This is a genomic window from Streptomyces sp. NPDC005728 (assembly GCF_040630895.1).
GTDB lineage: Bacteria > Actinomycetota > Actinomycetes > Streptomycetales > Streptomycetaceae > Streptomyces.
Genome location: NZ_JBEXYL010000007.1, coordinates 119238 through 146185, shown reverse-complemented (window position 1 = coordinate 146185; position 26948 = coordinate 119238). Strand labels below are relative to the sequence as shown.

23 protein-coding genes are annotated in these 26948 nt (G+C 73.1%); 20 read left to right on the top strand and 3 right to left on the bottom strand.

What is annotated here, in order from left to right:
• Positions 1-142 precede the first annotated feature (142 nt).
• From ABZ471_RS07905 to ABZ471_RS07830, 16 genes are all read left to right on the top strand, one after another.
• Positions 143-1096: an ACP S-malonyltransferase gene (locus ABZ471_RS07905; RefSeq protein ID WP_359063618.1), complete on the top strand. Its 954-nt coding sequence runs from the start codon at positions 143-145 to the stop codon at positions 1094-1096.
• A complete protein-coding gene (locus ABZ471_RS07900) occupies positions 1083-2636 on the top strand; it encodes a class I adenylate-forming enzyme family protein (protein ID WP_359063616.1) in 1554 nt (517 codons plus the stop codon). Before ABZ471_RS07905 ends, ABZ471_RS07900 begins: the two co-directional genes overlap by 14 nt.
• Complete coding sequence (locus tag ABZ471_RS07895; protein ID WP_359063614.1) at positions 2617-2895, top strand: acyl carrier protein; 279 nt, start codon at positions 2617-2619, stop codon at positions 2893-2895. The genes ABZ471_RS07900 and ABZ471_RS07895 overlap by 20 nt, the downstream gene beginning before the upstream one ends.
• Positions 2896-2900: 5 nt before the next feature.
• Positions 2901-4097: a PLP-dependent aminotransferase family protein gene (locus ABZ471_RS07890; RefSeq protein ID WP_359063612.1), complete on the top strand. Its 1197-nt coding sequence runs from the start codon at positions 2901-2903 to the stop codon at positions 4095-4097.
• The gene (locus tag ABZ471_RS07885; RefSeq protein ID WP_359063610.1) at positions 4094-6454 is read left to right on the top strand and encodes a lantibiotic dehydratase; all 2361 of its coding nucleotides are present in this window, start codon (positions 4094-4096) and stop codon (positions 6452-6454) included. Before ABZ471_RS07890 ends, ABZ471_RS07885 begins: the two co-directional genes overlap by 4 nt.
• Positions 6451-7533, top strand: a complete 1083-nt coding sequence (gene sbnA, locus ABZ471_RS07880) for a 2,3-diaminopropionate biosynthesis protein SbnA (protein ID WP_359063608.1) — start codon at positions 6451-6453, stop codon at positions 7531-7533. Before ABZ471_RS07885 ends, sbnA begins: the two co-directional genes overlap by 4 nt.
• Positions 7530-8558: a 2,3-diaminopropionate biosynthesis protein SbnB gene (gene sbnB, locus ABZ471_RS07875; RefSeq protein ID WP_359063606.1), complete on the top strand. Its 1029-nt coding sequence runs from the start codon at positions 7530-7532 to the stop codon at positions 8556-8558. The genes sbnA and sbnB overlap by 4 nt, the downstream gene beginning before the upstream one ends.
• Positions 8555-9316, top strand: coding sequence for a 3-oxoacyl-ACP reductase FabG (gene fabG, locus ABZ471_RS07870; protein ID WP_359063604.1), 762 nt, complete (start codon positions 8555-8557; stop codon positions 9314-9316). The genes sbnB and fabG overlap by 4 nt, the downstream gene beginning before the upstream one ends.
• Before the next feature lie 62 nt (positions 9317-9378).
• Positions 9379-9669, top strand: a complete 291-nt coding sequence (locus ABZ471_RS07865) for a phosphopantetheine-binding protein (RefSeq protein ID WP_355899725.1) — start codon at positions 9379-9381, stop codon at positions 9667-9669.
• 2 nt (positions 9670-9671) lie between these two features.
• A complete protein-coding gene (fabZ, locus tag ABZ471_RS07860; protein WP_359063601.1) occupies positions 9672-10193 on the top strand; it encodes a 3-hydroxyacyl-ACP dehydratase FabZ in 522 nt (173 codons plus the stop codon).
• A 45-nt stretch (positions 10194-10238) separates the two neighbouring features.
• Entirely contained in the window at positions 10239-12254 is a 2016-nt protein-coding gene (locus ABZ471_RS07855; protein ID WP_359063599.1) for a GNAT family N-acetyltransferase, read from the top strand.
• A 59-nt stretch (positions 12255-12313) separates the two neighbouring features.
• Positions 12314-13348: an aminomethyl transferase family protein gene (locus ABZ471_RS07850; RefSeq protein WP_359063597.1), complete on the top strand. Its 1035-nt coding sequence runs from the start codon at positions 12314-12316 to the stop codon at positions 13346-13348.
• Positions 13348-15663: a beta-ketoacyl-[acyl-carrier-protein] synthase family protein gene (locus ABZ471_RS07845; protein WP_359063595.1), complete on the top strand. Its 2316-nt coding sequence runs from the start codon at positions 13348-13350 to the stop codon at positions 15661-15663. Before ABZ471_RS07850 ends, ABZ471_RS07845 begins: the two co-directional genes overlap by 1 nt.
• 11 nt (positions 15664-15674) lie before the next feature.
• Positions 15675-16391, top strand: a complete 717-nt coding sequence (locus ABZ471_RS07840; protein ID WP_359063593.1) for a hypothetical protein — start codon at positions 15675-15677, stop codon at positions 16389-16391.
• Positions 16388-17545: a hypothetical protein gene (locus ABZ471_RS07835; protein WP_359063591.1), complete on the top strand. Its 1158-nt coding sequence runs from the start codon at positions 16388-16390 to the stop codon at positions 17543-17545. Before ABZ471_RS07840 ends, ABZ471_RS07835 begins: the two co-directional genes overlap by 4 nt.
• 40 nt (positions 17546-17585) lie before the next feature.
• Positions 17586-19154 (top strand): DHA2 family efflux MFS transporter permease subunit, encoded by a 1569-nt coding sequence (locus ABZ471_RS07830; RefSeq protein ID WP_359063589.1) that lies wholly within the window; start codon positions 17586-17588, stop codon positions 19152-19154.
• Between the two features lie 33 nt (positions 19155-19187).
• Here the strand turns inward: ABZ471_RS07830 and ABZ471_RS07825 are convergent, their stop codons facing one another.
• Entirely contained in the window at positions 19188-20183 is a 996-nt protein-coding gene (locus tag ABZ471_RS07825) for a LuxR C-terminal-related transcriptional regulator (protein WP_359063587.1), read from the bottom strand.
• Between the two features lie 390 nt (positions 20184-20573).
• Between ABZ471_RS07825 and ABZ471_RS07820 the strand changes: the two genes are divergently transcribed.
• The 4 genes from ABZ471_RS07820 (at position 20574) to ABZ471_RS07805 (ending at position 23580) form a co-directional block, all read left to right on the top strand.
• Positions 20574-20873, top strand: a complete 300-nt coding sequence (locus ABZ471_RS07820) for a hypothetical protein (protein WP_359063585.1) — start codon at positions 20574-20576, stop codon at positions 20871-20873.
• A gap of 181 nt (positions 20874-21054) precedes the next feature.
• Positions 21055-21228, top strand: coding sequence for a hypothetical protein (locus tag ABZ471_RS07815; RefSeq protein WP_359063583.1), 174 nt, complete (start codon positions 21055-21057; stop codon positions 21226-21228).
• 51 nt (positions 21229-21279) lie between these two features.
• Complete coding sequence (locus ABZ471_RS07810; protein ID WP_359063581.1) at positions 21280-23094, top strand: BTAD domain-containing putative transcriptional regulator; 1815 nt, start codon at positions 21280-21282, stop codon at positions 23092-23094.
• A 285-nt stretch (positions 23095-23379) separates the two neighbouring features.
• Positions 23380-23580, top strand: a complete 201-nt coding sequence (locus tag ABZ471_RS07805; RefSeq protein WP_359063579.1) for a MerR family transcriptional regulator — start codon at positions 23380-23382, stop codon at positions 23578-23580.
• 55 nt (positions 23581-23635) lie between these two features.
• Here the strand turns inward: ABZ471_RS07805 and ABZ471_RS07800 are convergent, their stop codons facing one another.
• Together ABZ471_RS07800 and ABZ471_RS07795 are read right to left on the bottom strand one after the other, a co-directional pair.
• Positions 23636-24679, bottom strand: coding sequence for a zinc-dependent alcohol dehydrogenase family protein (locus ABZ471_RS07800; RefSeq protein ID WP_359063577.1), 1044 nt, complete (start codon positions 24677-24679; stop codon positions 23636-23638).
• 31 nt (positions 24680-24710) lie between these two features.
• Positions 24711-26945 carry an MMPL family transporter gene (locus tag ABZ471_RS07795; RefSeq protein ID WP_359063575.1) on the bottom strand — a complete coding sequence of 745 codons (2235 nt, stop codon included), beginning with the start codon at positions 26943-26945 and terminating at the stop codon, positions 24711-24713.
• Between the last annotated feature and the right edge of the window lie 3 nt (positions 26946-26948).

Below are 26948 nucleotides of genomic sequence, written 5' to 3'. Positions count from 1 at the left end.
GCGGACCGTGCCGGAATCGCGGGGCCGGTCGCCACCGGCCCTGCACAGCGCACCCGCCCGGCCGAACCGGCCGTATCGCACCCGCCCGGCCGGCCCGGACTCGCGCCAGCCGCTCGCACCACACAAAAGGGGGATAGAACATATGTTCGCAATCATCGCGCCGGGCCAGGGATCCCAGACCCCCGGCATGCTGGCCGGCTGGCTGCGCGACCCGGTGCACGCCGAGCGCGTACGGGCCTGGTCCGAGGCCGCCGACGTGGACCTGGTCCACCTGGGCACCCGGGCCTCGGCCGCGGAGATCGCCCGCACCGAGAACACCCAGCCCCTGCTGGTCGCCCAAGGGCTGCTGGCGCACGAGGAACTGGCCCCGGCGACGGCCGGGCAGAGCGCGGTCGTGGCCGGCCACTCCGTCGGCGAGCTGACCGCGGCCGGATACGCCGGGGTCCTCGCGCCCGCCGACGCCGTACGGCTCGCCGCGGTCCGCGGCCGGGCCATGGCCGCCGCCTGCGCCGAGGCGCCCACCTCGATGGCGGCCGTGGTCGGCGGCGAGAAGGCGGAGGTGCTCGCCCGCATCGCCGGACTCGACCTGACCGCCGCCACGTTCAACGGACCCGGCCAGATCGTCGCCGCCGGACTCGCCGAGGACCTGACGCAGCTGGCCGCCGCTCCGCCGCCCGGGGCGACCGTCAAACCGCTCCAGGTCGCCGGAGCCTTCCACACCACGTACATGGAGTCGGCGCGGCGGACGTTCGCCGCCGCGGCCTCCGCCGTGCCCTTCCGGCAGCCCCGCGCGCTCCTGCTCTCCAACGCCGACGGCGAGGTCCTCACCACGCCCGAGGCGATCCGCGACCGCCTCGTCGAGCAGGTGGTGCGGCCGGTGCGCTGGGACCTGTGCCTGCTGAGCCTGGCCCGGCTGGCACCCGCCCTGACGGTGTCCCTGCCGCCCGCCAAGACCCTCGCGAGCATCCTGCGACGCCAGCACCCCGAACTCACCGTCCTCCCGGTCACCTCCGCCCGGGACGTCGCCAAGGTCCACGCCCGGCTCGCCCCGGCCGTCCCGGACCGGAAGGGGGAGACCGTCCATGCTGGTGTCTGACCTCTTCGAACGCAGCCGTGCCGACCGCGGCGACCACCCGGCCGTCATCGACACCGAGGGCCCGGTCAGCTACGCCGAACTCGGCGCGGCCGTGGACCGGGCGGCCGGCTGGCTGCGCGGCCAGGGCGTCGGCGCCGGAGAGCGGGTCGTCCACGCCGGCGGCAACGACCGCTCCTTCCTCGCCCTCTTCTACGCCACCCTGCGCATCGGCGCCGTCTTCGTCCCCGTCCACCCGGACCTGACGGACCTGCAGCTCGCGCACATCATCGACGACTGCTCCGCCGCCCTGGCGATCTGCTCGCCGGGAGCGGGCGAGCGGGCCCGGCACACCGCCGAGCCGGCCCGGGCCTGGCAGGAGATCCAGCAGACCCCCGCCGACGACTTCGCGGCCGACGTCCCCGACGACGCCGTGGCGATGCTGATCTACACCTCCGGCACCACCGGCCGCCCCAAGGGCGTGGTCTGCCCGCACCGGCAGATGCTCGCCGCCGTCGGCGCCGTCAACGCCCGCCTCGGCTACCGCGCCGACGACGTGGTGCTGTGCCGGCTGCCCCTCTCCTTCGACTACGGCCTCTACCAGGCACTGTTCTGCGCGCTGACCGGCGGCACGCTCGTCCTCGCCGAACGCGCCGGCGACCGCGGCCTGTTGAAGGTCATCGAGCAGTACGGCGTGACCGTGGTCCCGCTCGTGCCCTCGCTCGCCCAGATCCTCACCCTGCTGCAGCGCAGACTGCGCCGCCCCACCCGGGTCCGCCTGTTCACCAACACCGGCGCCCGCCCGGGCCGGGCCGTCATGGCGGAGCTGCTGGAGGCCTTCCCCGGGTCGGTCTTCGCCTCGATGTACGGCATGACCGAGTGCAAGCGCATCTCCGTCCTGGACCCGGCCGAGTACGCCGCCCACCCCGACTCGGTCGGCCCGCCCATCCCCGGTGACCACGTCCGGATCACCGACGCCGGGGGACGCGCCCTCGATCCCGGCCAGGTCGGCGAGATCGTCGTCCGGGGTGCCACCGTGATGGCCGGCTACTGGGGCGTCCCGCTGGAGCGGCAGCAGCGCTACGTCCGGCGCGCCGACGGCACGCTCGAACTGCGCACCGGTGACCAGGGCTACCTGGACGAGGACGGCCGGCTCTACTTCGTCGGCCGCAACGACGACATGATCAAGCGGCGCGGCATCCGGCTCGGCCTGACCGAGATCGAGGACGCTGCCGAGCGGATCCCCGGGGTGACCGCGGCGGTCGTGCTGCGGCCCGAACCCGAGGACGGCCCGCTGCACCTCGTGGTGCAGAGCACGCTCACCGCCGACGAGATCCGCGCCGGGCTGACGCTGCGGCTGGACCGGGCCCGGCGGCCCGACCTGATCACCCTCATCGACACGGTGCCCCTGACCGCGAACGGCAAGCCCGACCGCGCGGCCGCGGCCCGCCTGGTCGAAGCCCCGGCCTGCGCCCAGGACACCACCCCACCGACTCCCGCACCGACGACCCCGACGCCATCGACGACCCCGACGAGGACCAGCCATGAACCAGTCGCAGTCTGACCAGCCGACCCAGTCGCAGTTCGACCAGCTCGTCGAGCGCATCTGCGCCGTCGCGGTCACCGACCCGGAGACCCCGCTCGTGGACCTCGGCGTGGACTCGCTCCACACCATCGCCCTGGTGATGGCGGTCGAGGAGCAGTACGGGATCGAGATCGACCCCGAGGTCATCGGGGACCCCGCGCTCACCTCCTCCGCCGGGCTGTGGCGTTCCGTGCACGACCAGCTGGCCGCCGCTCTGCCGGCCAGAGCCGGGAGCTGACCGCCATGTGGACCGACATGCGACCCGCGGTGGAGATGCCGCGGCTCTTCGAACGGGGCGGTGACGTCGTCTCGTTCGCGGGCGGCCTGCCCGACCTGGACGTCCTCCCGCTCGACACGATCTCCGCGCAGCTGTCCCGGCTCGTCAAGCTCGGCGGCAGACTCGCCCTCCAGTACACGACCCCGCACGTCGCCCAGGCCCTCGTACCGGCGATCACCGACCTGATGGCCCGTGAGGACAGCACCGCCACGGCCGAACAGCTGATCCCCACCAGCGGTTCCCAGATGGGCCTGATGGCCCTGGGCCTCGGGATCGGCGTCCCCGGCGATACCGTCCTGTGCCAGACCCCCGCCTACCCCGGCGCCGCCGCGGCCTTCCGCACCGCCGGCCTGACCCTCCACCCCGCACCGGAGGACGCCGACGGTCTCGACCCGGCCGGGCTGCGGGAGACGGTCCTGCGGCTGCGCGGCGCCGGCCGCACGGTACGGCTGCTGTACTGCAACCCCACCTTCCAGAACCCGACCGGCGCCACCCTGTCCGTCACCCGCCGACACGAACTGCTCGTCGCGGCCCGCGAGCTGGACCTGCTGGTCATCGAGGACAACCCCTACGGCCTGCTCTCCTTCGACGGCACGACCACCACCGCCCTGCACGCGCTCGACCCGGAGCGCGTGGTCTACCTCGGCACCTTCTCCAAGGTGTTCGCCCCCGGTCTGCGCTGCGGCTGGATCGCCGCGCCCGCGGAACTGGCGCCGGCCCTGCGCCGTACCACGGAGGTCATGGCGCTGTCGCCGTCCGCGCTCGCCCAGGCCGCGATCGCGGCCTTCCACACGCGGGCCGGCTGGACCGACCTGATCGACGCCTACCGCACGAGCTACCGGGAGCGGTGCGGCCTCATGGCCGACGCGCTGGAGGCCGAACTCGGCACCGACGGGCCCTGGCAGTGGCAGCGCCCGGACGGCGGCTTCTACATCTGGCTGCGCCACCGCGACGGCGTGGACACCGCCGGCTTCGCCGGGGCCGCGGCCGAGCACGGGGTCTCCTTCGTGCCCGGCAGCCACTTCGGCATCGACGGCGAGCACGCCGACGGACTGCGGCTGTGCTTCAGCAATGTGCCGCGCAAGCGGATCGCCGAGGGTGTCGCCCGCCTGGCCCGGGCCCTGTCGGCCCCGGCCCGCGCCCTGGAAGGAGCGGCGCTGTGACCACGGCGATCACCGCCCCCACGGCCGGTCCCCCGGCCGGCGGGCAGGGCGGCGACCGGCCCTTCGACTGGTCGGCGTTCGCCCCGGCGTACCGGCTGGGCGACAGCGAGTGGCAGGTGTGGGGCGTGGGGATGCTGCGCAGCGCCGGCTTCCCGGTCTCCGGCCTGGACCTGCTCGGCGGGCCGCGCGCGGCCCGGACGGCGGCGCTCGCCGACAGCGGTGCCGCCGACGCCGACGCGTTCGCCGCGGCCTACCGGGCCGACAGCGCCGTGGAGGCCGAGCGGCTGGGCCGCCTCGCCCTCGACGACCGGGTGCGCCGGGCGATCGCCTGGCAGAACCGGACGGTCTACCAGATCCTCGACTCGCTCGCGGCCGGCAAGGGCAAGGAGTCCAAGCGCAGGCAACGCGAACGCACCCTGGCCATGTACTGGCTGCGGTACTGCGCCAAGGCCGACACGATCGGCTTCTTCGGCCCGGCCTCCTGGATCTCCGTGGCACGGACCCAGGGCGCCCTGGAGGTCGCGCACGGGCCCGCGCTCACGTCCGGGAGCCGGACCTTCTTCGAACGCTGGACCATCGCCGCCCTGGCCGACTGGATGGCCGCACAGCCCGGCGCCCGCTGGTGGTTCCCGCCGGTGCTCCGGCCCGACGTGCACCTCGACGGCGACCGGCTGGTCATGCAGGGCGGCCGTACGGTGCGGCTGCGCGAGGACGACGTCCAGGTGCTGCGTCTGGCCGACGGCGACCGGGGCGGCGAGGCCATCGCGGACGCCACCGGCTGGGATCCTGCCACCGCCCGGCAGCGGGTGGAGAAGATCCTGACCCGGCTGCTGAAGCAGCGGGTGCTCACCTGGGACGCCAACATCCCCGTGGACGTGCGCGCCGAGGAGATCCTGCGGCGCCGCGTGGCCGGCATCGGCGACCCGGAGCTGTTCGTCCGCTGCGACGCGGTCCTGACGGAACTGGACCGGCTGCGGGAGGACATCGACCGCGCGGGCAGCGCCGAGGAACTGGTCGGGGCGCTCGACCGGCTCGACGACTTCTTCGTCCGTACGACCGGACAGGCGGCCTCCCGCGAGGAGGGCAAGGCGTACGCCGGCCGCACCCTCTGCTACCAGGACTCGCTGCGCGACTGCCGGACGGAGCTGGGGCGGGACTTCTTCGACGCCGTCGCCCGTCCGCTGGCCCTGGTCGCCGACGCGGCCGACTGGTTCGGCAACCGGCTCGCCGAGCTGGTGGAGGCGGAGGTCGCCGGCTTCGTCCGCAAGGCCGCCGCCCGCCGCACGGAGGTGACCCTCGCCGACGTGTGGACGCAGGTGCTCGGCCTGTTCTGGGGGGACAACGCGACACCCGTGCACACCGCGACCCTCGAACTGGCCGCGAAGTGGCGCGAGGTGCTCGCCCTGGACCCGGCGGCCCCGGGCTCCGCCCCGGTGCGACTGAGGGTCGCGGACATCGAGGAGCGGGCCCGCGCGGTGTTCGCCACCGGGCCGGTGCGCTCGCCCCACCTCGCCGTGCACAGCCCCGATCTGCAGGTGGCGGCCCGGTCCGCGGACGCCGTCGACGCCGGCGAGTACACCGTCGTCCTCGGCGAACTGCACGCCTGCCTGGCCACGCTGGACCTGCCCTTCCTCGACTGGAGCACCGACGCCGGCTCGCTGCGGGACAAGGTCAACGCGGCCCTCGACGCCCCGCGTCTGGTGCCGCTGCTGCCGGTCGAGTGGAAGCGCAACAGCGGTCGTATGGTCCCCGCGCCGATCGGCGCCGGAGACCGGCTGATCGGCTTCACCCGGGCCCCGTTCGACGACCGGACCCGCGTCGATCCGGCGGCGTCGATCGCGCTCGCCGAGACGGACGGCACGGTCACCGCGACCACTCCGGACGGGCGCGGGTGGAGCATCGCCGAACTGCTCGCGGTGCCGGTCTCCATCATCGCCGCGGACGCCTTCAAGATCGGCCTCGACCGGGTGCACGCCCCACGCGTGATCCTCGACGACCTGGTCCTGTTCCGGGAGACCTGGCGGCTGCCCGTCGCCGGCGTCGCGCTGCCGGACAAGGCCGACCGGGAACGCGACTACCTCGCCGTGCGCCGCTGGGCGGCCGCGCACGCCCTGCCCGACCTGCTCTTCGTCAAGTTCCCCGAGGAGACCAAGCCGTCCCTCGTGGACCTCACCAGTCCGACCCTCGTGCTCTCCTTCGCCAACCTCGTCCGCACCGCGCGCCGTCTCGCCCCCGATGCCCTCGTGACCCTCAGCGAGCCGCTGCCCGCCCCGGACGACTCCTGGCTGGCGGACGCGGACGGCGAGCGCTACGTCAGCGAACTGCGGCTCCAGATCAGCAGAAAGGTCGCGGAATGACCGTCCTCGCATCCGACGGGGCGGCGCTGGCGCTCGGCGCCACCCGCTCCCGGGATCCCGACATCGTCGCCACGATCGGCGGCACCCCGCTGGTCGCCCTCGACCGGCTGTTCCCGCCGGGCCGGTTCCAGGTGTACGCCAAGTGCGAGCGTTTCAACCCGGGCGGCAGCATCAAGGACCGTGCCGCCAAGTCGATGATCGAGCACGCCATCAAGGCCGGCAAGCTCGTCCCCGGGGTGTCCACGGTCGTGGAGTCCTCCTCGGGCAACCTCGGCATCGCCCTCGCCCAGCTCTGCAACTTCTACCGGCTCGACCTCGTCTGTGTGGTCGACCCGCGCACCACCCGGCAGAACGCCGCCATCATGCGGGCGTACGGCGCGAAGGTCGAGGTCGTCGACCGCGACCCGGCCACCGGCGAGTACCTGCCGTCCCGGATCGACCGGGTCCGCACCCTCCTGGAGACCGTGCCGGACGCCTACTGGCCCAACCAGTACGCCAACGAGTACAACGCCCGGGCGCACCACCACACCATGCGCGAGATCTGCGAGGCGCTGCCCGGCGGTCCCGACTACCTGTTCCTCGCGGCCGGCACCACCGGCACGCTGCGCGGCTGCGCCGAGTACATCCGGGACAACGGCCTGGCCACCCGGGTCGTCGCGGTGGACGCGGTCGGCAGCGTCATCTTCGGACCGCCGGAGCCGTGGGAACGCGGGCACCGGCGCACGATCCCCGGGCACGGCGCGGCGGTCGTCCCGCCGCTGCTGCGGCCGGGGCTCGCCGACCGGGTCGTCAAGGTCACCGACCTGGACTGCGTGCGCGGTTGCCGGCAGCTGCTCGCCCACGAGTCCATCCTCGCCGGCGGCTCGTCCGGCGCCGTGATCTCCGCACTGCAGGGGTCCGCCGGCCGGCTGGAGGCGGGCGTCACCTGTGTGGCCGTGCTCCCGGACGGCGGCGACCGCTACCTCGACACCATCTACTCCGACGCCTGGGTCGAGACCACCTTCCAGGACATCCCGCTCCCCCGACACACCGACCAGACCACCGACCAGTCCTTCGACCAGGAAAGGAGCGAGCCGTGAAGGTCCTCGGACGGGACGACGTCAAAGCCGCTCTGACGGGTCTCGAACCCGCTGTCCTCGACGCGGTGCGCACCGCCTACGTGCTGCACGGCCAAGGCCACTCGCAGGTGCCGTTCTCCAGCTTCCTGCGCCCGCCGCAGCCCGCCGGCTCCCGCATCATCTCCCTGCCCGCCTACCTGGGCGGCCCGCAGCCGGTGATGGGCCTCAAGTGGATCTCGTCCTTCCCGGCGAACGTCGAGCAGGGCCTGCAGCGGGCCTCCTCGGTGCAGATCCTCAACGACCTGGCCACCGGCTACCCCAAGGCCCTGCTGGAGGGCAGCCAGATCTCCGCCTCGCGCACCGCCGCGAGCGCCGCCCTGGCCGCCGGTGCCCTGCACGGCGACCGCCGGGTGCGCAGCGCGGGCCTCGTCGGCTGCGGCACGATCAACCAGCGCGTGCTCGCCTTCCTGACGCATACCCACCCCGACCTGGACACCGTGGTGCTCCAGGACGTCGTGCCGGGCCGCGCCGAGGTCTTCGCCGCCGAACTGGAGTCCGAGTACCCGGGGATCACCTTCCGCACCGGTACCGTCGGCGACGCGCTCGCCGCCGAGACCGTGAGCATCGCGACCACCGACTCGACGTACTGGCTCGACCTGGCGGAGTACCCCGAGCGGCCGGCCGGCCAGGTGATCCTGCACCTGTCGCTGCGCGACCTGAGCACGAACTCGGTCCTCGGCGCCTACAACGTCGTCGACGACATCGAGCACTGCGTCCGCGAGCAGACCTCCCTGCACAAGGCCGAACAGGAGGTGGGCCACCGGGAGTTCGTGCACGCCGAGATCGCCTCCGTGCTGGGCTGCACCGAGCCCCCGGCCGCCCAGGACCCGATCGTCTTCTCGCCCTTCGGCCTGGGCATTCTCGACCTCGCGGTCGCGCAGGCGGTCGTCAAGGCCGCCACCGAGGCCGGCCTCGGCACCGAGGCCGAGGGCTTCGACCCGGGCAGCCACCGGGTGACCGCGGCGATGCTGGGGAGCGCGGCATGAGCACACCGGGAACCCTGTTCGCCGAGGGCACCAAGGCCCTGGTGACCGGCGCCTCGCGCGGGATCGGCGCGGCGGTCGCGATCGCCCTGGCCGAGCACGGCTGCGACGTCGCCCTCAACTTCCGCTCCAACGCCGCCAAGGCCGAGGAGGTCGCCGAGCAGGTCCGCGCCCTGGGCCGGCAGGCACTGCTGCTCCAGGCGGACATCTCCGACGAGACCCAGGTCGCCGCCATGTTCAAGGAGCTGAAGACGGCGTGGCGCTCCCTGGACGTCGCCGTCCTCAACTCGGGCGTGACCGCCGACGGCCACCTGGCCGCCATGAGCGGCGCCAAGTGGCAGGAGGTCATCGGCACCAACCTCACCGGCACCTTCTTCACCGCCCGCGAGGCGACCAAGCAGATGTACGCCCGTGGCGGCGCGATCGTCTTCATCGCCTCCACCAGCGGCATCGCGGGCCGGGCGGGCCAGGCCAACTACGCGGCCAGCAAGGGCGGCGTGATCTCCCTGGCGAAGACGCTGTCGTACGAGGTGGCCCCGCGCGGCATCCGCGTCAACGTGGTGGCGCCCGGCTTCATCGACACCGACATGGTCAAGAAGGTGCCGCCCGCCCAGATGAAGGAGGCCCTCCAGGCCATCCCCCTGGGCCGCATGGGCACCCCGGCCGAGGTGGCCCGGGCCACCGCCTTCATGGCCAGCCCCGCCGCCTCCTACATCACCGGCAAGGTGCTCACGGTCGACGGCGGAATGATCCCCAACTAGCCCTCCACCAGCACATTCTGACTGTTCGTCATCTTCATCATCTCCCATCGGAAGGAACACCCATGTCCGTCGCCACCTTCGAGGACATCCGCAGCCAGGCCGAGGCCCGCCTGGAGAAGAACATGAAGGTCAAGTCGATGATCATCGACAGACTCGGTCTGGACGTGGAGCCGGCCGTCGTCTCCGACAACCAGCCGCTGTTCGGCCGCGGTCTGGAGATGGACTCGCTGGACACCCTGGAGATCGTCGTCATGGTCAACAACGAGTACGACGTGCTGATCAGCGACGACGACTTCGAGGCCTTCGGCTCCATCAACGCCCTCGTCGACTTCATCGAAGCCCGCGAGGTCTGAGCATGACGGTCACCGCAGAGGCGCCCGCCAAGAAGTCCGCGGCCGCCGCCAAGAAGACCTACAGCTACTCCTCGGACGACATCAAGCGCATGCTGCCGCACCGCTGGCCGATGCTGATGATCGACCGCGCCCACGACGTCGTGCCGGGCGTGTCCGGCCGCGGGGTCAAGAGCGTCTCGGTGAACGAGCCTTTCTTCGCCGGGCACTACCCGGACCACTCGATCATGCCGGGCGTGATGATCGTCGAGGCGATGGCCCAGCTGGTGGCCGTCGTGTACGTCGCCGAGATCGTCGAGGCTCCCGAGCCGCCGGCCGAGGGCGACCCCTCCGAGAGCGTCGGCTACCTCGGCTCCATCAGCTCGATGAAGTTCTCCCGCCTGGTCGTCCCCGGCGACCAGCTGTCCCTGGAGGCCAAGCTCGGCCAGCGCCTGGGCGGCCTCAGGCAGGTGTCGGTGCGGGCCACCGTCGGCTCCGAACTCGCGGCGGCCGGCTCCCTCATCGTCACCACCGGACGCAAGTCCTGACCTCCGTCCCCGTACCAAGCCGACCCGAACAGAAGGAGGTGTGGAGTGTCCCTCACGATCCGCCCGTACCAGGAGGGCGACGCGCAGGACATCGCAGCGCTCTACAACCGCCACCGCGACAGCCCCAACCCGGTGGCCGGAGGCATCACCGGCGAGGAGCTGGAGCGCGAACTGGCCGAGCGTGACACCGGCACGTTCATCGTGGCGGTCGACGGCGGGCGTGTGGTGGGCACCTTCGGCCTGTTCCACAACACCGGCCGACGCTCCGCCCGCGCCGGTGAGCTGATCGCCGACATGTTCTTCGTGGCACCCGCCTACCGCAACGGCGTGATCACCGGACGGCTGTTCACGGAGGCGGTCGAGTGGATGGTGCAGTCCGGCTGCCTCGTGCTCCGGCTGACCGTCAACCCGGCCAACACCGTGGCCTTCCGGCTCTACCGGCGCGTCGGCTGTGTCTCGGTGGGGCGGACCGTCCCCGGCGAGGACGGCAACGTCGAACTGCACAACTACATCCCGCTGATCCTGCGCAGTGTGTTCGCGGACCTCGGTGCCGAGGTCCGGGCCGCGCTGGGCGGACTGAACAGCTTCGCCTCCGTGACCGAGGCCCGCGACGACGAACTGCGCTCCGACGTCCGCCTGGTGGACGGCGTCCGCACGGTCGACTACTGCCTGGCCGTGGGGGAGTTCCGGCTCACCGCGAGCGTCGACGTCGACCGCGGCGTCGTCCGCGAGGCGGAGGTCACCGGACCGGACGGCGCGAGGCGTGCGCTGCGGCTGGCGGAACCGCCGTACCGCATCCGCACCCCGCGCGGGGCGCAGCCGTACCGGTTCGCCTCCGGGCCGCTGGCCGTCGAGGTGGACGGCGACGACGGGACCGTGCGCGTGCTGGCCGAGGGCCACCACGGGCCGGTGTTCGTCTCCACCTGGCCCAGCTGCCGGGCGGACCGCCCGGCCGGCTGGCGGGAGGGGGAACCGCGCGACCTCGACCTCGTCCCCGTCGAGCACGGGGTACGGGTCATGGAGCGGTGCGGCGACGACGAGGTGGTCGGCACGGTCACCCTCACCGAGGGTGTGCTGAGCCAGGACTTCACCTTCACCCGGCGGCCCGGACGCGTCTTCCAGACCGTCGCGCTGCGCCAGGGCGGCTTCGCCCCGGACGGCGGTGCGGCCCACCCGCTCGGGCTGGGTCTCGGCGTCCGGGACGCCTCCGAGGTGGTCGCGGCCGCCCAGGTCGCCCCCGTCGGCGGCGATCTCACCTGGACCGGCGCGGCCTGGAGCGTGCGGGTGCCGGTGCGGGAGCCGGTCCGGCTGATCCACAGCGGTCTGCTGGAGCGCGGTCTGGAAGCCGGTCCGGACGGGGTGGCCCGGCTGCGCACCGAGTTCCTGCCGCAGGACGTGCCCGCCACGCCCGCCGCCCCGGCCGCGGCAGCGGTGGCCGGACCCCGCCGGCTCCAGCTCGACGCCTCTGCCGCCGGTGTCGTCGCCTGGCGGGAGGGCGCCACCAAGGTGCTGCGCAGCTCCTTCCCGCGTACCCGGGCCTTCGGCAACAACCCCCGCTGGAGCGCCGGGATGTGGGTCACCGCCGAGCACAGCCGGTTCAGCCGCGCGAGCGGGCTGGGCTGGGGCGTCAGGTCCGCCGCCGGCTGGGAGGAGAAGCACCCGCTCGCCCTCTACGGCCCGCAGGACGGGCTCGGCTTCGAACTCACCGCGCCCGACGACACCGCCCGGCCGGTCCGTGTCGACGTCCAGGCGCCGGACACCGACGCGGAGGCCGTTCTCTGGATCACCCCGCACACCCCGCGCGAGACCACCGTGGTCATCGACTCCGCGGGCACCCGCTGGGAGCTGGACTCCCGCGACTTCCGTCAGGTGTGGGCCGCGGCGGCCGCGGTCCGGCTGTCCGACGGCACCTGGCTGCACTGCCGGCCCGACCGGCCCGGCTCGGCCGAGGCGGAGATCGTCCTGCGCACGACGTCGTCCGGCCTGCTCATCGGCTGCGCGTCCCCGGCCCGACGGCCGCACGCCTGGCTCCTGTCCGTGGGCACCGAACCCGCCCTGTGACAGACGAACTTCCCGAGAACCACGCACACCGAGATCCGTACCGAAGGGAACCATCCATCATGACCACCGCCCCGCTCCGCACCGAGACGGACGACTACACCACCGTCCGCACCACCGTCGGCGCCTACCGCATCTCCGCCCCGCTGGTGCGCGTCTCCGGCGACGAGCGGATCTCCCTGCTGGACCAGTTCCTGGCCAAGTCGGGCGAGTTCGTCGAGCCGGACACCGTCCGCGAGGCGCTCGCGCTGAACGCCGACGGCACCCCCTTCGCGATCCTGCTGCACTTCGAGATCGGCGACGACGCCTGGCTGCTGCCCCGCACCGCGGTCACGGCCGACGAGCTGCGCGGCTACCTGGAGCAGCTGGACGTCCCCGAGGACGTCACCGTCGAGGTCGAGCCGGAGGGCTGGGGTGCCAGCGCCTTCGAGGGCCCGACCGCCTGGTCCGTGGCCGCGAGGTTCGTCGACTTCGACATCTCCGGCCTGACCCTGCACGCCGTCACCGAGTCCGCGCTCGCCGACGAGCCGGCCGCCCTGGCCCACCTGGCGCGCGTCGGCACCACCGGTGAGTACGGCTACCTCCTGCTGTCGAACGCCCCCGAGGCCGCCCACCGGGCCGTCCTCTCGGCCGTCGCCGAGGAGGGTGGCGCGCCGGTCGGCACCGAGGGCCTGGTCCGGGTGCAGGCCGAGGCCGGCATGGCCGTGTACGCGGCCGGGTTCGCCGGGCTGACCGTGAACGAGGCCGACCTGTCCTGGATGGTCGACTGGAACCGCATCGGCGAGTTCCACGGCTCCGACGACCTGGTGCAGCCGAGCGCCGGAACGGCCAGGCTGACCGCCCTCGCCGCCCCGGCGGAGAGCCGGTTCGCCGCCGGCGCCGAGGTGACCGCCGCCGGTGCGGCCGTCGGCACCGTCCTGTGGCAGGCCCCCTCCGCCAACCCGGAGGAGGAGCTGGTCCTCGCACTGCTGGACGCGCCCTTCGGGGTCCCCGGCCTGGAGCTGGCCGGCGCGGACGAGCAGGGCGCCGAGCGGCCGCTGCGCACCGTGACCCTGCCCCGTGTCATCGCCCGCTCGCTCACCACGAGGATCTCCTGATGACCACGCCGACAATCGCCCTCACCGGCCTGGGGCTGATCACCGGGGCCGGGGACGACGTCGAGAAGGGCTGGTCGTCCATCACGGCCGGTACCTCCGGTATCCGCACCAACACCCTCTTCGACACCTCCGAGCTGCTGACCGAGTGGGCGGGCATGGTCACCGCCGAGCAGCCCGCCGACGTCGACCGCTGCTACGGCCTGGCCGCCACCGCCATCCGCGAGGCACTGCGCGGCAGCGGTCTGGACCTGGACACCGTCGACCGGGACCGGGTCGCGGTGGTGGTGGGTTCCAGCCTCGGCGCAATGCCGACGCTGGAGGGGGTCCACGCGGGCCTGGTGCACGAGGGGAAGCTGGACGCCGGACAGGCGGCCGCCTCCCAACTGCCCTGCGTGGGCGACTACATCGCGGCCGAATTCGATCTGCGCGGCCCGCGCGTGGTCCTCTCCAACGCCTGCGCCGCCAGCGCGGTGGCCCTGGGCTACGCGGCCGAACTGCTGTGGAAGGGGGACGTCGACTACGTCGTCTGCGGCGGCGTCGACCCGCTCGCCTCCCTGTCGGCGTTCGGGTTCAGCGCCCTGGGCGCTCTGGACCCGGAGCCCTGCTCGCCGATGTCGGCATCCACCGGGCTGACCCTCGGCGAGGGAGCCGGGTTCATGGTGCTGGAGCCGGCGGACCGGGCGGCCGCGCGCGGCGCCCGGGTGCTGGCCGAACTGGGCGGCTACGGCCTGTCCTGCGACGGCTACCACCAGACCGCCCCGGACCCCAGCGGCAAGGGTGCCTGCGCGGCCATGGCGCAGGCCCTGGACACCGCCGGCCTCGGCCCGGACGACGTCGACTACCTCAACCTGCACGGCACCGGCACACCCGCGAACGACGCCTCCGAACCCAAGGCGGTCAAGCTCCTGTTCGGCTCGTCGCTCCCACCGGCCAGCTCCACCAAGTCGATCATCGGCCACACCCTCGGCGCGGCCGGTGCGGTGGAGGCGGTGGTCAGCACCCTGGCGATCGACCGCGGGACGCTGCCCCCGACGATCAACACCCGGGGCGTGGAGCAGCCCTTCGGTCTGGACGTCGTCCCGGACGCGGGCCGCCCGGCCGCTCCCGAGGTGGTGCTGTCCAACTCCTTCGCCTTCGGCGGCAACAACGCCTCCGTCGTCCTCAACCGGCCCGACCGGCCCGGCTCGGGCCCCCGCCGCACCGAGTCCGTCCACGACGTCGTCGTCACGGGCGTCGCGGGCCTGGCGGGTGCGGCCGGCAACACGGCCGACCTCGTCGCAGCCCTCTCCGTCGAACAACCCTGCTTCACCGGCATGGAACACGTCGAGGGCGTCGGCGACGTCCCGGTCGGCCGGATCGACGTCAAGGCCGCATCCCGGGGCATCAATCCCAGTCGCGCCCGCCGGATGGACCCGCTGAGCCTGCTGGCCGCCGCGGCGGTCGCCGACCTGTACGGCCGGCACGGCAAGCCGTCGCGGGCCGAGGCCGAGGGCACCGGCATCGTGTTCGCCACCGGCTACGGGCCCGTCACCTCGGTGCTCCAGTTCCACAAGGGCGTACTCCAGCAGGGCATCAACGGCGCCAACCCCGCCCTGTTCGCCAACACGGTCGTCAACGCGGCCGCCGGACACGTGGCGATGCTGCACCGCTACCGCGGCTACACCGCCACCATCGCCAACGGCGGCACCAGCTCGGTGCTGGCGCTCCAGCTCGCCGCCCGGGTCATCGCCCGCGGCGCGTGCGACCGGATCATGGTCGTGATCGCCGACGAGTTCCCCGAACAGGCGCTGGCCACCCAGGCCGGTCTCCCCGGCTACGCCCGCACCGCGCGGGTGGTCCCCGGCGGCCGTACCGGAATGGTGCTCAGCGAGGGCGCCGCCGCGATCCTGCTGGAGAGCAGGGAGTCGGCCGCCGCGCGCGGCGCGAACGTCCTGGCCCGGGTGCGCGGCTACGGCGCCTCCGGCGAGTCGGTGGGCATCGGTCGCATCGGCCGCGACGGAGAGGCCTGGGCGCGGGCCCTGCGCGCGGCGATGGCCGAGGCACGGGTCACCCCCGACGAGATCGGCACCGTCGTCTCGGCCGCCTCCGGCTACAGCCTGGTCGACGTGGCCCAGACCCGGGCGCTGCGCCTGGCCGGCCTCGCCGACCGCCCGGCCGTCACACCGAAGTCCCTGCTGGGCGAGACGTACGGCAGCGCGGGCGCGCTCGGTCTGGTCGCCGCGCTCGGCGGCGGGGCACCGAGCGGCACGCTGCTGCTGTCCAGCTTCGCCTACGGCGGCTCGTACGCGGCGGCCGTGTTCGACGCGGGGCAGTAATGGGCGGTCTCATGGGTCTCCTGCTGGATCCGGCTCTGCTCGACGCCGGCCCGCATCGACCAGCCCGTCCGGCGTTCGAGGACGAGGCCACAGAGGCCGAAGGGCTCCCTGGGGGCGCAGCCCCCGGGGAGCCGCACCCCCACCGGCCGGCCGTGATCGACTGCCTCGTCACGCATCACCGCCACCTCCCCCGCGACCACATGGGCCACCGTCTGAGCCGGTCCGGCCGCTCTCTGATCATCGAGGCGGTCAGAACGGTGTACGGCGTCGACGTCACGGCGCGGGACCTCGCCCGCGACGCGCACAAACGCTGGAGCATCCCGGCGCACGGCCTGTCCGTCTCGGTCGCCCACTGCGACGAGTACAGCGCCGTCGCCCTGTCCACCGGCCCGCGCGTAGGAGTGGACCTCCAGGACGAGCGTGACCGGCCGCACGCCATGCGCTGGCTGGGCACCCTGCTCGGTCGGCCGGATCCCGCCACCATCCGGGACTTCGCCGAGTGCGAGGCGCTGATCAAGGCCTCGCACGTCACCAAGGAGACCTTCGCCGGAGTCCGGCTGCCGGCCTGGCAGCCGGGCTGGCGCACCACCAACGTCCCGACCTACACGGTGCGTTCGACCACGCTGAGCTCCTCGATGCATCTGGCCCTCGTGGCCGACGAGCCCGTGCCCGTGCGTTACCGGCGGCAGCCGCACCGCACCGACGCCCTGCCCCAGGAGGCGGCATGACAGCGCCGACGACGGCCGCCCGGCCGTACACCCGCCGCATCTCCCCGATCGAGCGCGGCTATCTGAACGCCGCCGCGACCGGCACCCCGCAGCTGATCCAGATGGTCGTGGAGGGCGAGGGCCGGATCGACCCCGAGGCCCTGCGCGAGGCCGTACGGGTCGCCACGCTCGCCAACCCGGGCCTCGCGGTACGGCGGCGGGCCGCGGTCTGGCGCGCCGACGGGCCCGTGCCGCCGGTGGTCGAACTGCCGGCGGACACCGGCTTCGACGCACCGTTCTTCCTCCGCGACCTGGACGTCGTCACCGGCCCGGTCTGCGAGGTCGGCCTCAGCAACGGAGCGGTGACTCGGCTGGTGGTGCGGGCCAGCCACATCGTCACCGACGGACGCGGCCTGCGGCAGTGGACCGCCGACGTCTTCCGGGCGCTGCGCGGCGAGGAGCCGCTGGGCGCCCCCTCCCTGGTCGACGACGCCCACTTCCGCACCGCCGCCGGGACCGTGCCCCCCGCCGAGCCGCCCGCCCGGCTCGCGGGCTTCCCCGCCGTCCTCGGCGACGGCCCTGCCGACGGCACCCCGCTGTGGGTACGGCGCCGGGTGCGGGCCTGCCCGTCGGCGGTCACCGCCCGCGTGGCCGCCGCCCTCTCCCGGCAGCCGGCCGGCGACACCGGCCGCCTGATCGTCCCGGTGGACCTGCGCCGCCACGACCGCTCGGTGCGCTCCACCGCCAACCTGACCTCGCAGCTGGTGCTGGACCTGCGGCGGGAGGAGAGCTGGAAGTCACTGCACGGCCGGATCGTGCGCGCGCTGCTGCAGAAGCGGGAAGTCGCCTCGCTCAGCAAGGACTTCCTGCGTCAGAACCCCTTCGCCAACTCCCTGCGCGAGGCGCAGGAGCTGGACGGCACCCGCTTCCCCTGTACGGCGATCATCACCGACCACGGCCGGATCGACACCGACGAGCTGCGCACCGACCGTTTCCGGCCCACCGCGTTCTCCACGCTGCCCATGCTCGTGCCCTACGCCGAGATGTTCCTGAGCGCCTGCCAGATCGACGACGACACCGAGCTGACCCTCTCGTGCCGCAACCGCCCCGGCGCCCGTGCGGCCGGCGAGGCGGTCCTCGACGGGATCGAGCAGGCGCTCACGTCGGCGGACTGACCCGGCTTCCCCTCTGTTGACTTCCTAAGGATGCGCCCACATGTCGCTGACCAATCCGACCAACGAGAAGGCGCCGAGCCCGCCGGAGAGCGCTGACTCCCCGGTCGCGGACCCGGATCGTCCGGAACAGGCCTCCGCACCGGCCCGGTCCGAGGAGGCCGGTTCGGCCGAGGAGGCCGGGGGCGGACCCTCCGCTCCCCCGGCGCCTTCCAGGCCGTCCGGCCCGACCGTCCTGACCATGGCCGCGGCCATCACCGGCGGGTTCCTCGCGCTGCTCGACACCACCATCGTCAACGTGTCCCTGGAGGACACCACCGCGCGGTTCGGCGGCATCAACCAGGTGCAGTGGGTGGTGACCACGTACCTGATCGCGCTGGCGGCCCTGATGCCGGCCACCGGCTGGCTGGCCACCCGGTTCGGCGTCAAGCGCGTCTTCGCCTGCGCCATCGTGCTGTTCGCGCTGGGCTCGGCGGCCTGCGCGTTCAGCCAGACCCTCCCGGAGCTGATCGCCGCCCGCGGGGTGTCCGGAGCCGCTGCCGGGGTGCTCACCCCCGTGTCGACGATCCTGCTCACCTCCGGCGTGCCCCGCGAACAGCTCGGCCGGGTCCAGGGCCTGAACGGCAGCGTCATGCTGATCAGCCCGCTGCTGGGGCCCACGATCGGCGGCCTCCTGGTCGAGGCGGGCGGCTGGTCCGCGGTGTACGCGGTCAACGTGCCGCTGTGCGCGGCCCTGCTGGCCGTCACCCTGCGCTGGGTCCGCAAGGACACCCCGGCCGGCAAGGAGGCCAAGCCGCTGGACGTGGTGGGCCTGCTGTCCTCGGCCGCCTGCACGGTGAGCACGGTGCTGGCCATCCACGCCTTCTCCGGCGGCGGGCTGCACGCCCGCCCGGCCCTGCTGGTGCCGCTGGTCCTCGCCGTGCTGAGCGGCACCGTGTTCGTACTGCGCCAGCTGCGCGCCCGCTTCCCGCTGCTGGACCTGCGCCTGTTCGCCCACCGCGTCTACCGCACGGCCGCGATCAACATCTTCTGCCTGGGCTTCGTGCTCTACTCGCCGATGATGCTCATCCCGCTGTACTTCGAGTCCGCGCGCGGTGAGAGCGCCGTGACGACCGGCCTGCTGATGTCCACGGGCGGCCTCGGCGTGGTCTCCGCCGCCTGGCTGTGCCGCATCCTGATGAAGCGGCTCGGCGGGGGCGGCACCGTGGTCGTCGGCATCTCGCTCACCATGCTGGCGACCGTGCCGCTGACCGGTCTGTCGGCCCACACGCCGTATCCGCTGCTGTGCGCCAGCCTCGCGGTCCGCGGCCTGGGCACGGGCCTGACCATCGTGCCGGCCATGACCCGGGCGTTCCAGTCGATCCGTCCGCAGTCCATCCCGGACGCCTCCTCGCAGCTCAACCTGATCCAGCGGATCGGCGGCGCCGTCGCCCTCGCCGTGGTGACGGTGATCCTGGACGCGGCGGCACGCGCGCGCCACGGCCTGGTCCCGGGCGCCTTCGCGCACTCCTTCGCCTGGCTCCTCGGCGTCTACGCCGTCACGCTGCTCCCCGCCCTGGCCCTGCTCGCGGCGGACCGCCGCGAGGCCCGTCAGAGCGCGGCCGGGGCCTGACCGGGGGGGACCGGTGCGCCTGGACGCCCGCGGTCACCGCGAGGAGGGGAGCCAGCCGTCCTGCACGGCGTGGACGCCGGCCTCGAAGCGGCTGCGGGCGTCCAGGCGTTCCATCAGCGTGGCGGCGATGCGCCGGGCCGTGCGGGGCGAGACGCCGAGGCGTTTGGCGATGGCCTCGTCGGTGTAGCCCTGGGCCAGCATCTTCAGCACCGCGCGCTCCTGCGGCGCCATGTCCTTCGCCCTGCACTTCGGGGTGCTGCCCAGCGGGAGCGCGGTGGCCCACACACCCTCGAACAGGGCGCACAGCGCCGCGACCGTCCCGGCGCCGCGCAGCACCACTCCGCCGGCCCGGGCGTCACTGGTGTCGATCGGCAGCACCGCCTGGCTCCGGTCGAAAATGATCATCCGGATCGGCAGGTCGGGGACGGTGCGGACCTGCCCGCCGTGCTGGTGCAGCCAGCTGACGTGCTCCAGCGTGGGCGCGTGGTTGCGCACGCTGTCCAGGTAGACGGTCCGCATCCGCACCCCGCGACCCAGCAGGTCGGCGTTGGGCCCCCGGCTGGCCGCCAGGTCCTCCGCCGAATGCGCGCCGCCCGGTGCGAAGGTGGTGACCTCGGTCCGTGCGGAACCGGCCAGTTCCGCGAGCCGCTCCCGGATCGCGTCCGGGCCCAGCAGCTGTTCGGAGCCATGGTCGAGGGCGCGCGGACGCAACGCCGAACACTCCGCTATCAGTTGGGCGGCCGCGGCGCGGGAGGCCTCCACGCGCATCTGCTGCGCGGTCAGTTCCGCCTGCTGGCGGGCCAGCAGCACCTCCATCGCCGTCTCCGGGCCTATCGCCCGGAACCCTATGCCCTCCCCGCCCGAAGGCTGGATCAGCGCCAGCGCGCTGAGGCGGTCCAGTCCTCTGCGTACCTCTTCCTCCGTCAGACCCAGTCGGGCCGCAAGCACCGCCACACCGTCCTGGGGATTGGTCAGCATCCCCCGGTAGATGGCTTCGGCTTCAGCATCGAGTCCCAGAACGTCCAACATGATGCAATCCCCCTGGCCAGCATCAAACTCACTGAGTTCGAAACTTAGTGCCCCTGAGCTTACTGACGTTGAACTCCTGATGCTCCCGGGATGACAGTGAGGCCGGTTCCGGCCAATCCGGCGAACGTTCAACCAACTGGGCCGCGGTGCGCGCGGCGCCTGCGCCGGGCCACCCGGAGGCGGCATATGCCTGCGTACGGCGGTGCGGGCGGGGGCGGCGGCCGGACACTCCATGCCCGGTTAACGCACTTGCCCCGACGGTCCGGCACCGGCACATCCTGGCCAATTTATGCTGTCCGACCCGGCCGCACGAGTGACTCTTTATGCCATGGCATAAACCGTCCAGCAGAAGCTGCTGCCGCGCGGAATTCCTGTACCGAAGATGAACACATGCATCTGATTCACGTGCGCCTTCAGGGCCCCGACGACACGGCGGACCGGCCGGATACGGCCGCGATCATCTCGGCGTGCGCGGAAAAAGCGGACGGACTTGAGCACGTCACCGTCCACCAGAGCCCTTCCGGGGAACTGACGCTGGGTCTCTTCATGCTCGCCGGCAGTCTCGCCGAGGCCGAGCACCATGCCCGTCGGCTCACCGCGAGGGCCGTGGCCGACCATCCCGACCTGCACGGATTCCACGTCCTGACCGCCGAGGGCGTCCTGGTGCCCGGCCCGTGGTGGGACTCCTGAGCCCCTCTGTCACCGCAGGTCACGGTGGACGGGTTAGGACACTGCATGTTCCGTCCAGCGGATCTCTGTTCCCTCCGGCCCGGGGTTCGAGCAGAGTAGAGGCATCGGCGGAAACGAGAGCAACCGCCGAACACCAGGGAAATCGACCCTGAAATCCCCTCATCATCGAAGGAGAAATTCCGTGCTGGCTACCCGTGTCTCCAGAATCGTCGCCTCCGCCCTTCTCGTCGCGGCCGGAATGACGTTGACGGTGAACTTCACGGACCACGTGCAGCACATTCCCGGAGTCGTCGAGGCCGGGCACGACACCACCACGGCCGTCGACACGACGGACGACGTCACGTGGGGAAAGTGAGACCCCGCGGATCCGGCGCCGAAGCGCCACGGACATCGGGGGGCAGAAGAAATGGAATTCCTCGTCCTGGGTTCTCTGGAGACGCGCGAGGCGGGTGAACCGATCCGCGTCCGGGGCATGCGCCAGCAGAAACTCCTGGCGTTGCTGCTCCTGAACGCCAACCGGGTGGTCCCCATGGAGGTGCTCGTGGACGAGCTGTGGGAGGACCCGCCGCCGTCGGCCCGCCCGCAGGTCCACAACGCGATCCGCGACCTGCGCCGCATCCTGTCCGCCGCCGAGGACACCAGCCTTGTCACCATGGACGTCGGCTACCGGCTCATGGTTCCCGACGACGCCGTCGACGCCCACTGCTTCGCCCAACGGGTCCGTGCCGCCAGGGCGGCCGAACGGGAGGGCCGGCTCGACGAGTCCGTCCGGCTACTGGAGTCGGCGGTGGACCTCTGGCGCGGCGACGCCTTCGCGGGCATCGCCTGCCCGGCGGTCGCCTCGGCCGCGGTGAAACTCAACGAGCAGCGACTGACCGCCCTCGAGGACCTCATGGCCCTGCGGCTGCGCAACGGCGAGACCAGCTCGCTGGTGGCCGAGTTGCACGCGCTCCTCGCCGAGTACCCCCTGCGGGACTCCCTGCGCGGCAGCCTGATGCTCGCCCTGTTCCGCAGCGGCCGGCAGGCCGACGCCCTCGCGGTCTACGACGACGGCCGGCGGTTCCTGGTGGAGGAACTCGGCCTGGAGCCGAGCCGGCATCTCAGGTCGCTGCACGCCGAGATCCTCGCCGGCTCTCCGACGGCGCACGGGCCCGGTGCGGCCGATCCCGCGGTACGCGGTACGGACACCCGGCGCGAGGAGCGCCCCGCACGCCGCTCCGCCGCGCCCGCCTCCGGCAGGCAACGGAACTACCTGCCCCACGACCTCACCGACTTCACCGGCCGCTCCGCCGAACTGGACTCCCTGCTGGACGCGGACGGACAGGAGCACGGCGGGTCCCCGCTGATGATCGCGGTCGACGGTATGGGCGGGGTGGGCAAGACCACCCTCGCCGTCCACTTCGCCCACCGCGTCACGGACCGCTACCCGGACGGGCAGTACTTCATCGGCCTGCACGGCTTCAGCGCACACCGGCCGCCGCTGCCCCCCGAGCAGGCCCTCGCCACCCTTCTCCAGGCGAGCGGAGTACCCCCCGCCGAGATCCCGGCCAGCCTGGAGGAGCGCAGCGCCCTGTGGCGGTCGCGGCTGGCGGGCGAGCGGTGCCTGGTGGTGCTGGACGACGCGGCGGACACCGCGCAGGTGACGCCCCTGCTGCCGGGCACCGGCGGCGCGCTGGTGCTGGTGACCAGCCGCCGCAAACTCGCCGCGCTGGACGGCGCGTTGCCGCTGTGGCTGGACGTGCTGCCGCACGCGGACGCCGCGGCGCTGTTCACCCGGATCGTCGGCGAACGGCGCGCCGCCCGTGAGCCCGCGCAGGTCGACCGGGCCGTCGAGCTGTGCGGCCATCTGCCGCTGGCCATCCGTATCGCCGCCGCCCGGCTGCGCGGCAGGCCCGCGTGCGCGATCGCGGACCTCGTCGACCGGCTCGCGAACACCGCCCAGCGGGCCCACTGCCTGCAGACCGCCGAACGCGACCTGATGTCCATGCTGCGCACGTCCTACCAGCATCTGAACCCGTCACAGCGGCAGTTCAGCCGGCTCATCAGCCGGCACCCGTCCGCGTCGTACGACGTCGACCACGCGGCCGCGGTCACCGGGCTGCCGGCCGGCGACGTGGAGCGCCACTTCGACGCGCTGATCGAGAACAACCTCATCCGGGAGGACAGTCCTGCCCGGTTCACCTTCCACCACCTGATCCGGGACTGCACGCTGGACGCATAGAAGTCCCCTGCCGTGGCTCCTGCCGGACAGGTCCGGCCCGTCAGGTCAACGCGCCTCGCCCGGACACCGGCGTATGTCTTTGCTCCGGCTGCGTCACAAACACTCCCTTCCTGTCACACATGTCGCACCTACGCGGGCTCCGGGTCACATCAGGTCAACAGCCGCTGTCCCGTGGTCACGCCGTGTCGTTCACCGGGCACACGCATGGTGATCGCCAGTGCAGCGCCCGGCTCCCCCGACGGCCGCCCCCCGGCCGCCGCCGCGGCGCGCGCAGGGAGGCAACTCATGACCGACCGAAGGCTCTGGTCCTACAAGGAGATCGCGGCGCACATCCGGGTGCAGCCCGACACCGTACGGTCCTACCGCAAGCACGGCCTGCTGCCCCCGCCCGACCATGTGGAGGGCGGCAAGCCCTACTGGTACGCCGACACCGTCCGCGCCTGGGTCGCCACCCGACCGGGCAACCGGGGCCGAAGAGTGGACTGACCCACCGGCCCGACCTGGGGGGGACGGCCTCGCGCCGGGAACGGCCCGCCTGCAGTCAGCTCCACGGTTCGATGACCGTGACCCCCGCTCCCGGTGCCGTACCCATGGCCGCGAGGGCCGCCGGGGCCGCGTCGAGCGTGATGGTCCGCGTCACCAGCAGGTCGGGGCGCAGCACCCCGGACCCGACCAGCTCCAGCATCCCGGGGTAGGCGTGTGCGGCCATGCCGTGGCTGCCGAGCAGTTCCAGCTCCAGGGCGATGGCGCGGGCCAGCGGGACGGGGGTGGTGCCGTCCGGTGAGGGCAGCAGGCCCACCTGGACGTGCCGGCCGCGGCGGCGCAGGGAGTCGACGGAGGCCGCGCAGGTGGCGGGCGAGCCGAGGGCGTCGAGGGAGAGATGGGCGCCGCCGCCGGTCAGCTCCCGGACGGCCGCCGCCGTACCGGGCACACCGGTCGCGTCCACGCACTCGGCCGCGCCGAACTTCCGCGCCAGGTCCAGCGCCTGGGGCGACACGTCGACGGCGACCACCCGCGCACCCGAGGCCGCCGCGATCATCACGGCCGACAGCCCCACCCCGCCGCAGCCGTGCACCGCGACCCACTCCCCCGCCGCCGCCCGGCCCTGCTGCACCACCGCGCGGAAGGCGGTGGCGAAGCGGCAGCCGAGGGCGGCGGCCGTGGTGTACGCCATCCCGTCCGGGAGCGCGACCAGGTTCACGTCGGCGTGGTCGAGGGCCACGTACTGGGCGAAGGAGCCCCAGTGGTGGAAGCCGGGCTGGGTCTGGCGCTCGCACACCTGCTGGTCGCCGGCCGCACAGGAGGGACAGCTGCCGCAGGCGCAGACGAACGGCACGGTGACCCGGTCACCGGGGCGCCAGCCGGTCACCCGGGAGCCCACCGCCTCGACGACTCCGGCGAGTTCGTGCCCCGGCACGTGCGGCAGTGCGATGTCCGGATCGTGCCCGATCCAGCCGTGCCAGTCACTGCGGCACAGCCCGGTCGCCTCGACCCGGACCACGGCCCCGTGCTCGGCGGGCTCCGGGTCGGGCACCTCCCGCACCTCGGCCGGCTCCCCGTACTGCTCGAACACCACGGCTCTCATGGGCCCCAGCCTTCCACGGAAGCCGCCGGGCTCACACCCCCGCCGCCTCCGCCTCCTTCTCCTTCTCCTTCTCCTTCGCCGGTACGACCGACTCGCCCTCGCTCAGCCCGAACCGCTGGTGGAAGCGCCGCAGCGGCGCCGGAGCCCACCACGTCGCGCGTCCCGTGAGCCGCATGATCGCCGGGACCAGCAGGCTGCGCACGACCATCGCGTCCATCAGCACCGCGAGCGCGATCCCGAGGCCCAGCATCTTGGTGTTGGTCACCCGGGAGGTGCCGATGGCCACCATCACCACCGCGAGGATGACCGCCGCCGCGGTGATCAGCCCGCCGGTGCGCTGGAGCCCGTGGCGGACGGCCTCGCGGTGGTCGCCGGTGCGGTCGTACTCCTCCTTGATGCGGGAGAGCAGGAACACGCCGTAGTCCATGGAGAGGCCGAAGGCCACGCAGAACATCAGGACGGGCAGGGTGGTCTCGATCGAGCCGGGGCTGGTGAAGCCGAGCGCGCCGGACAGATGGCCGTCCTGGAACACCCAGACCACCGCGCCGAACATCGCCGTCAGGCTGAGCGCGTTGAGCACCACGGCCTGCAGGGGTATCAGCACGCTGCCGGTGAGCAGGAAGACCAGCAGAAGGGTGACGACCGCGATGAACGCCCCCGCCCAGGGCAGGCGTTCGCCGATCGCGTGCTTGGAGTCGACCAGGACGGCGGCCGTGCCGGTCACCTTGGTGTCGAAGGGGGCCTTCAGCGAGCGCAGGTCACCGACCAGGCGCTGGGCGCCGGTGCCGACGGCCTCGCCCTTCGGCTGCACCGTGAAGTACGCCGTGTCGCCCTTCACCAGCGGACCGTCGACGCGGACCACCTCGGACAGGGCGGCCACCTGCAGCTTGTAGGCGGCGTACTGGTTCTCGGTGGCCCTGCCCTCGGCGAGGACCTCCAGGCCGCCGCCGGGGGTGCCCGGGAAGCCGTCCCTGAGGTGCTGCTGCACCACGTGCGACTCGGCGCCCGAGGGCAGCTGGCGGTCGTCGGCGGTGCCGAACTTCACGCCCAGGAAGGGCAGTCCGAGGAGCACCAGCAGGGCGGTGGTGCCGAGCGCGAAGAGCGGGGCGCGGCGCATCACCAGCGTGGCAGCCCTGCCCCAGGCCGTGCCCTCGGCGCCGGAGGGCTTCGGGTCGCGGCGGAAGAGGCGGCGCAGGTCGAGGGAGTTGACCCGGTGGCCGAGGAGGATCAGGGCCGCCGGAAGCAGGATCAGGGCGGCCGCGGCGGCGAGCAGGACCACGGCGATGCCGGCGTAGGCGAAGGACCGCAGGAAGTACTGCGGGAAGACCATCATGGCGGCCAGGGAGACCGCGACGGTGAGGGCGGAGAACAGGACCGTGCGGCCGGCCGTGCGCAGTGTCGTGCCGACGGCCGTCAACGGGTCGGCGCCGGTGGACAGTTCCTCGCGGTAGCGGCGGACGATGAAGAGCGCGTAGTCGATGGCCAGGCCCAGTCCGAGGGCCGTGGTGAGGTTCAGCGCGAAGACGGAGACGTCGGTGAAGCTCGTCAGGCCGCGCAGCACCGCGTTCGTGCCGAGGATGGCGACGATGCCGACGCCCAGCGGCAGCATGGCCGCGATCGCGCTGCCGAAGACCATCACCAGCAGGACCAGTGTGATCGGCAGGGCGATCATCTCGGCGCGGGTGAGGTCCTCCTTGATGATCGTCTGCATCTCGTGCCGGACCGCGACGATGCCGCCGACCTTCACCCGGACCGGGCCGTGCGTGCCCCGGTAGTGGGGCGCTATGCGGTCCAGGGTCTTGCCCATCGCGTTCTCGTCGCCGGTGATGCGGGCGGCGATCAGCGCCTCGTGGCCGTCCTCGGCGCGCAGGGCCGGCGCTCTCGAGGAATCGGCCTGCCAGTAGGAGCCGACACCGGTCACACCCCGCTCCGTGGCCAGCCGCCGGGCCAGGTCGCGGGCCTCGGCGGCGACCGCCGGGTCGTCGACGGAGGCGCGGCCGGAGTCCACCAGGAGCAGCAGATTGGGCTGGGAGCCGGGGAACTCGCGCTCCAGCGCCTTGGTCGCGTACGTCGACTCGGCGGCCGGATCCTCCCAGCCGCCGCTGCCCAGACGGTCCGCGACCCCGCTGCCGGCCAGCACGGCGAGCGCCGTGAGCACCAGGGCCACCAGCAGCGACAGGCGCGGGCGGGCGGTGACCAATCGCGTCCAGCCGCCGGGCCGCGGCGGTCCGCCCCCCGTGCGTGCCGCCTCGTTGACTTCGGTCATCGT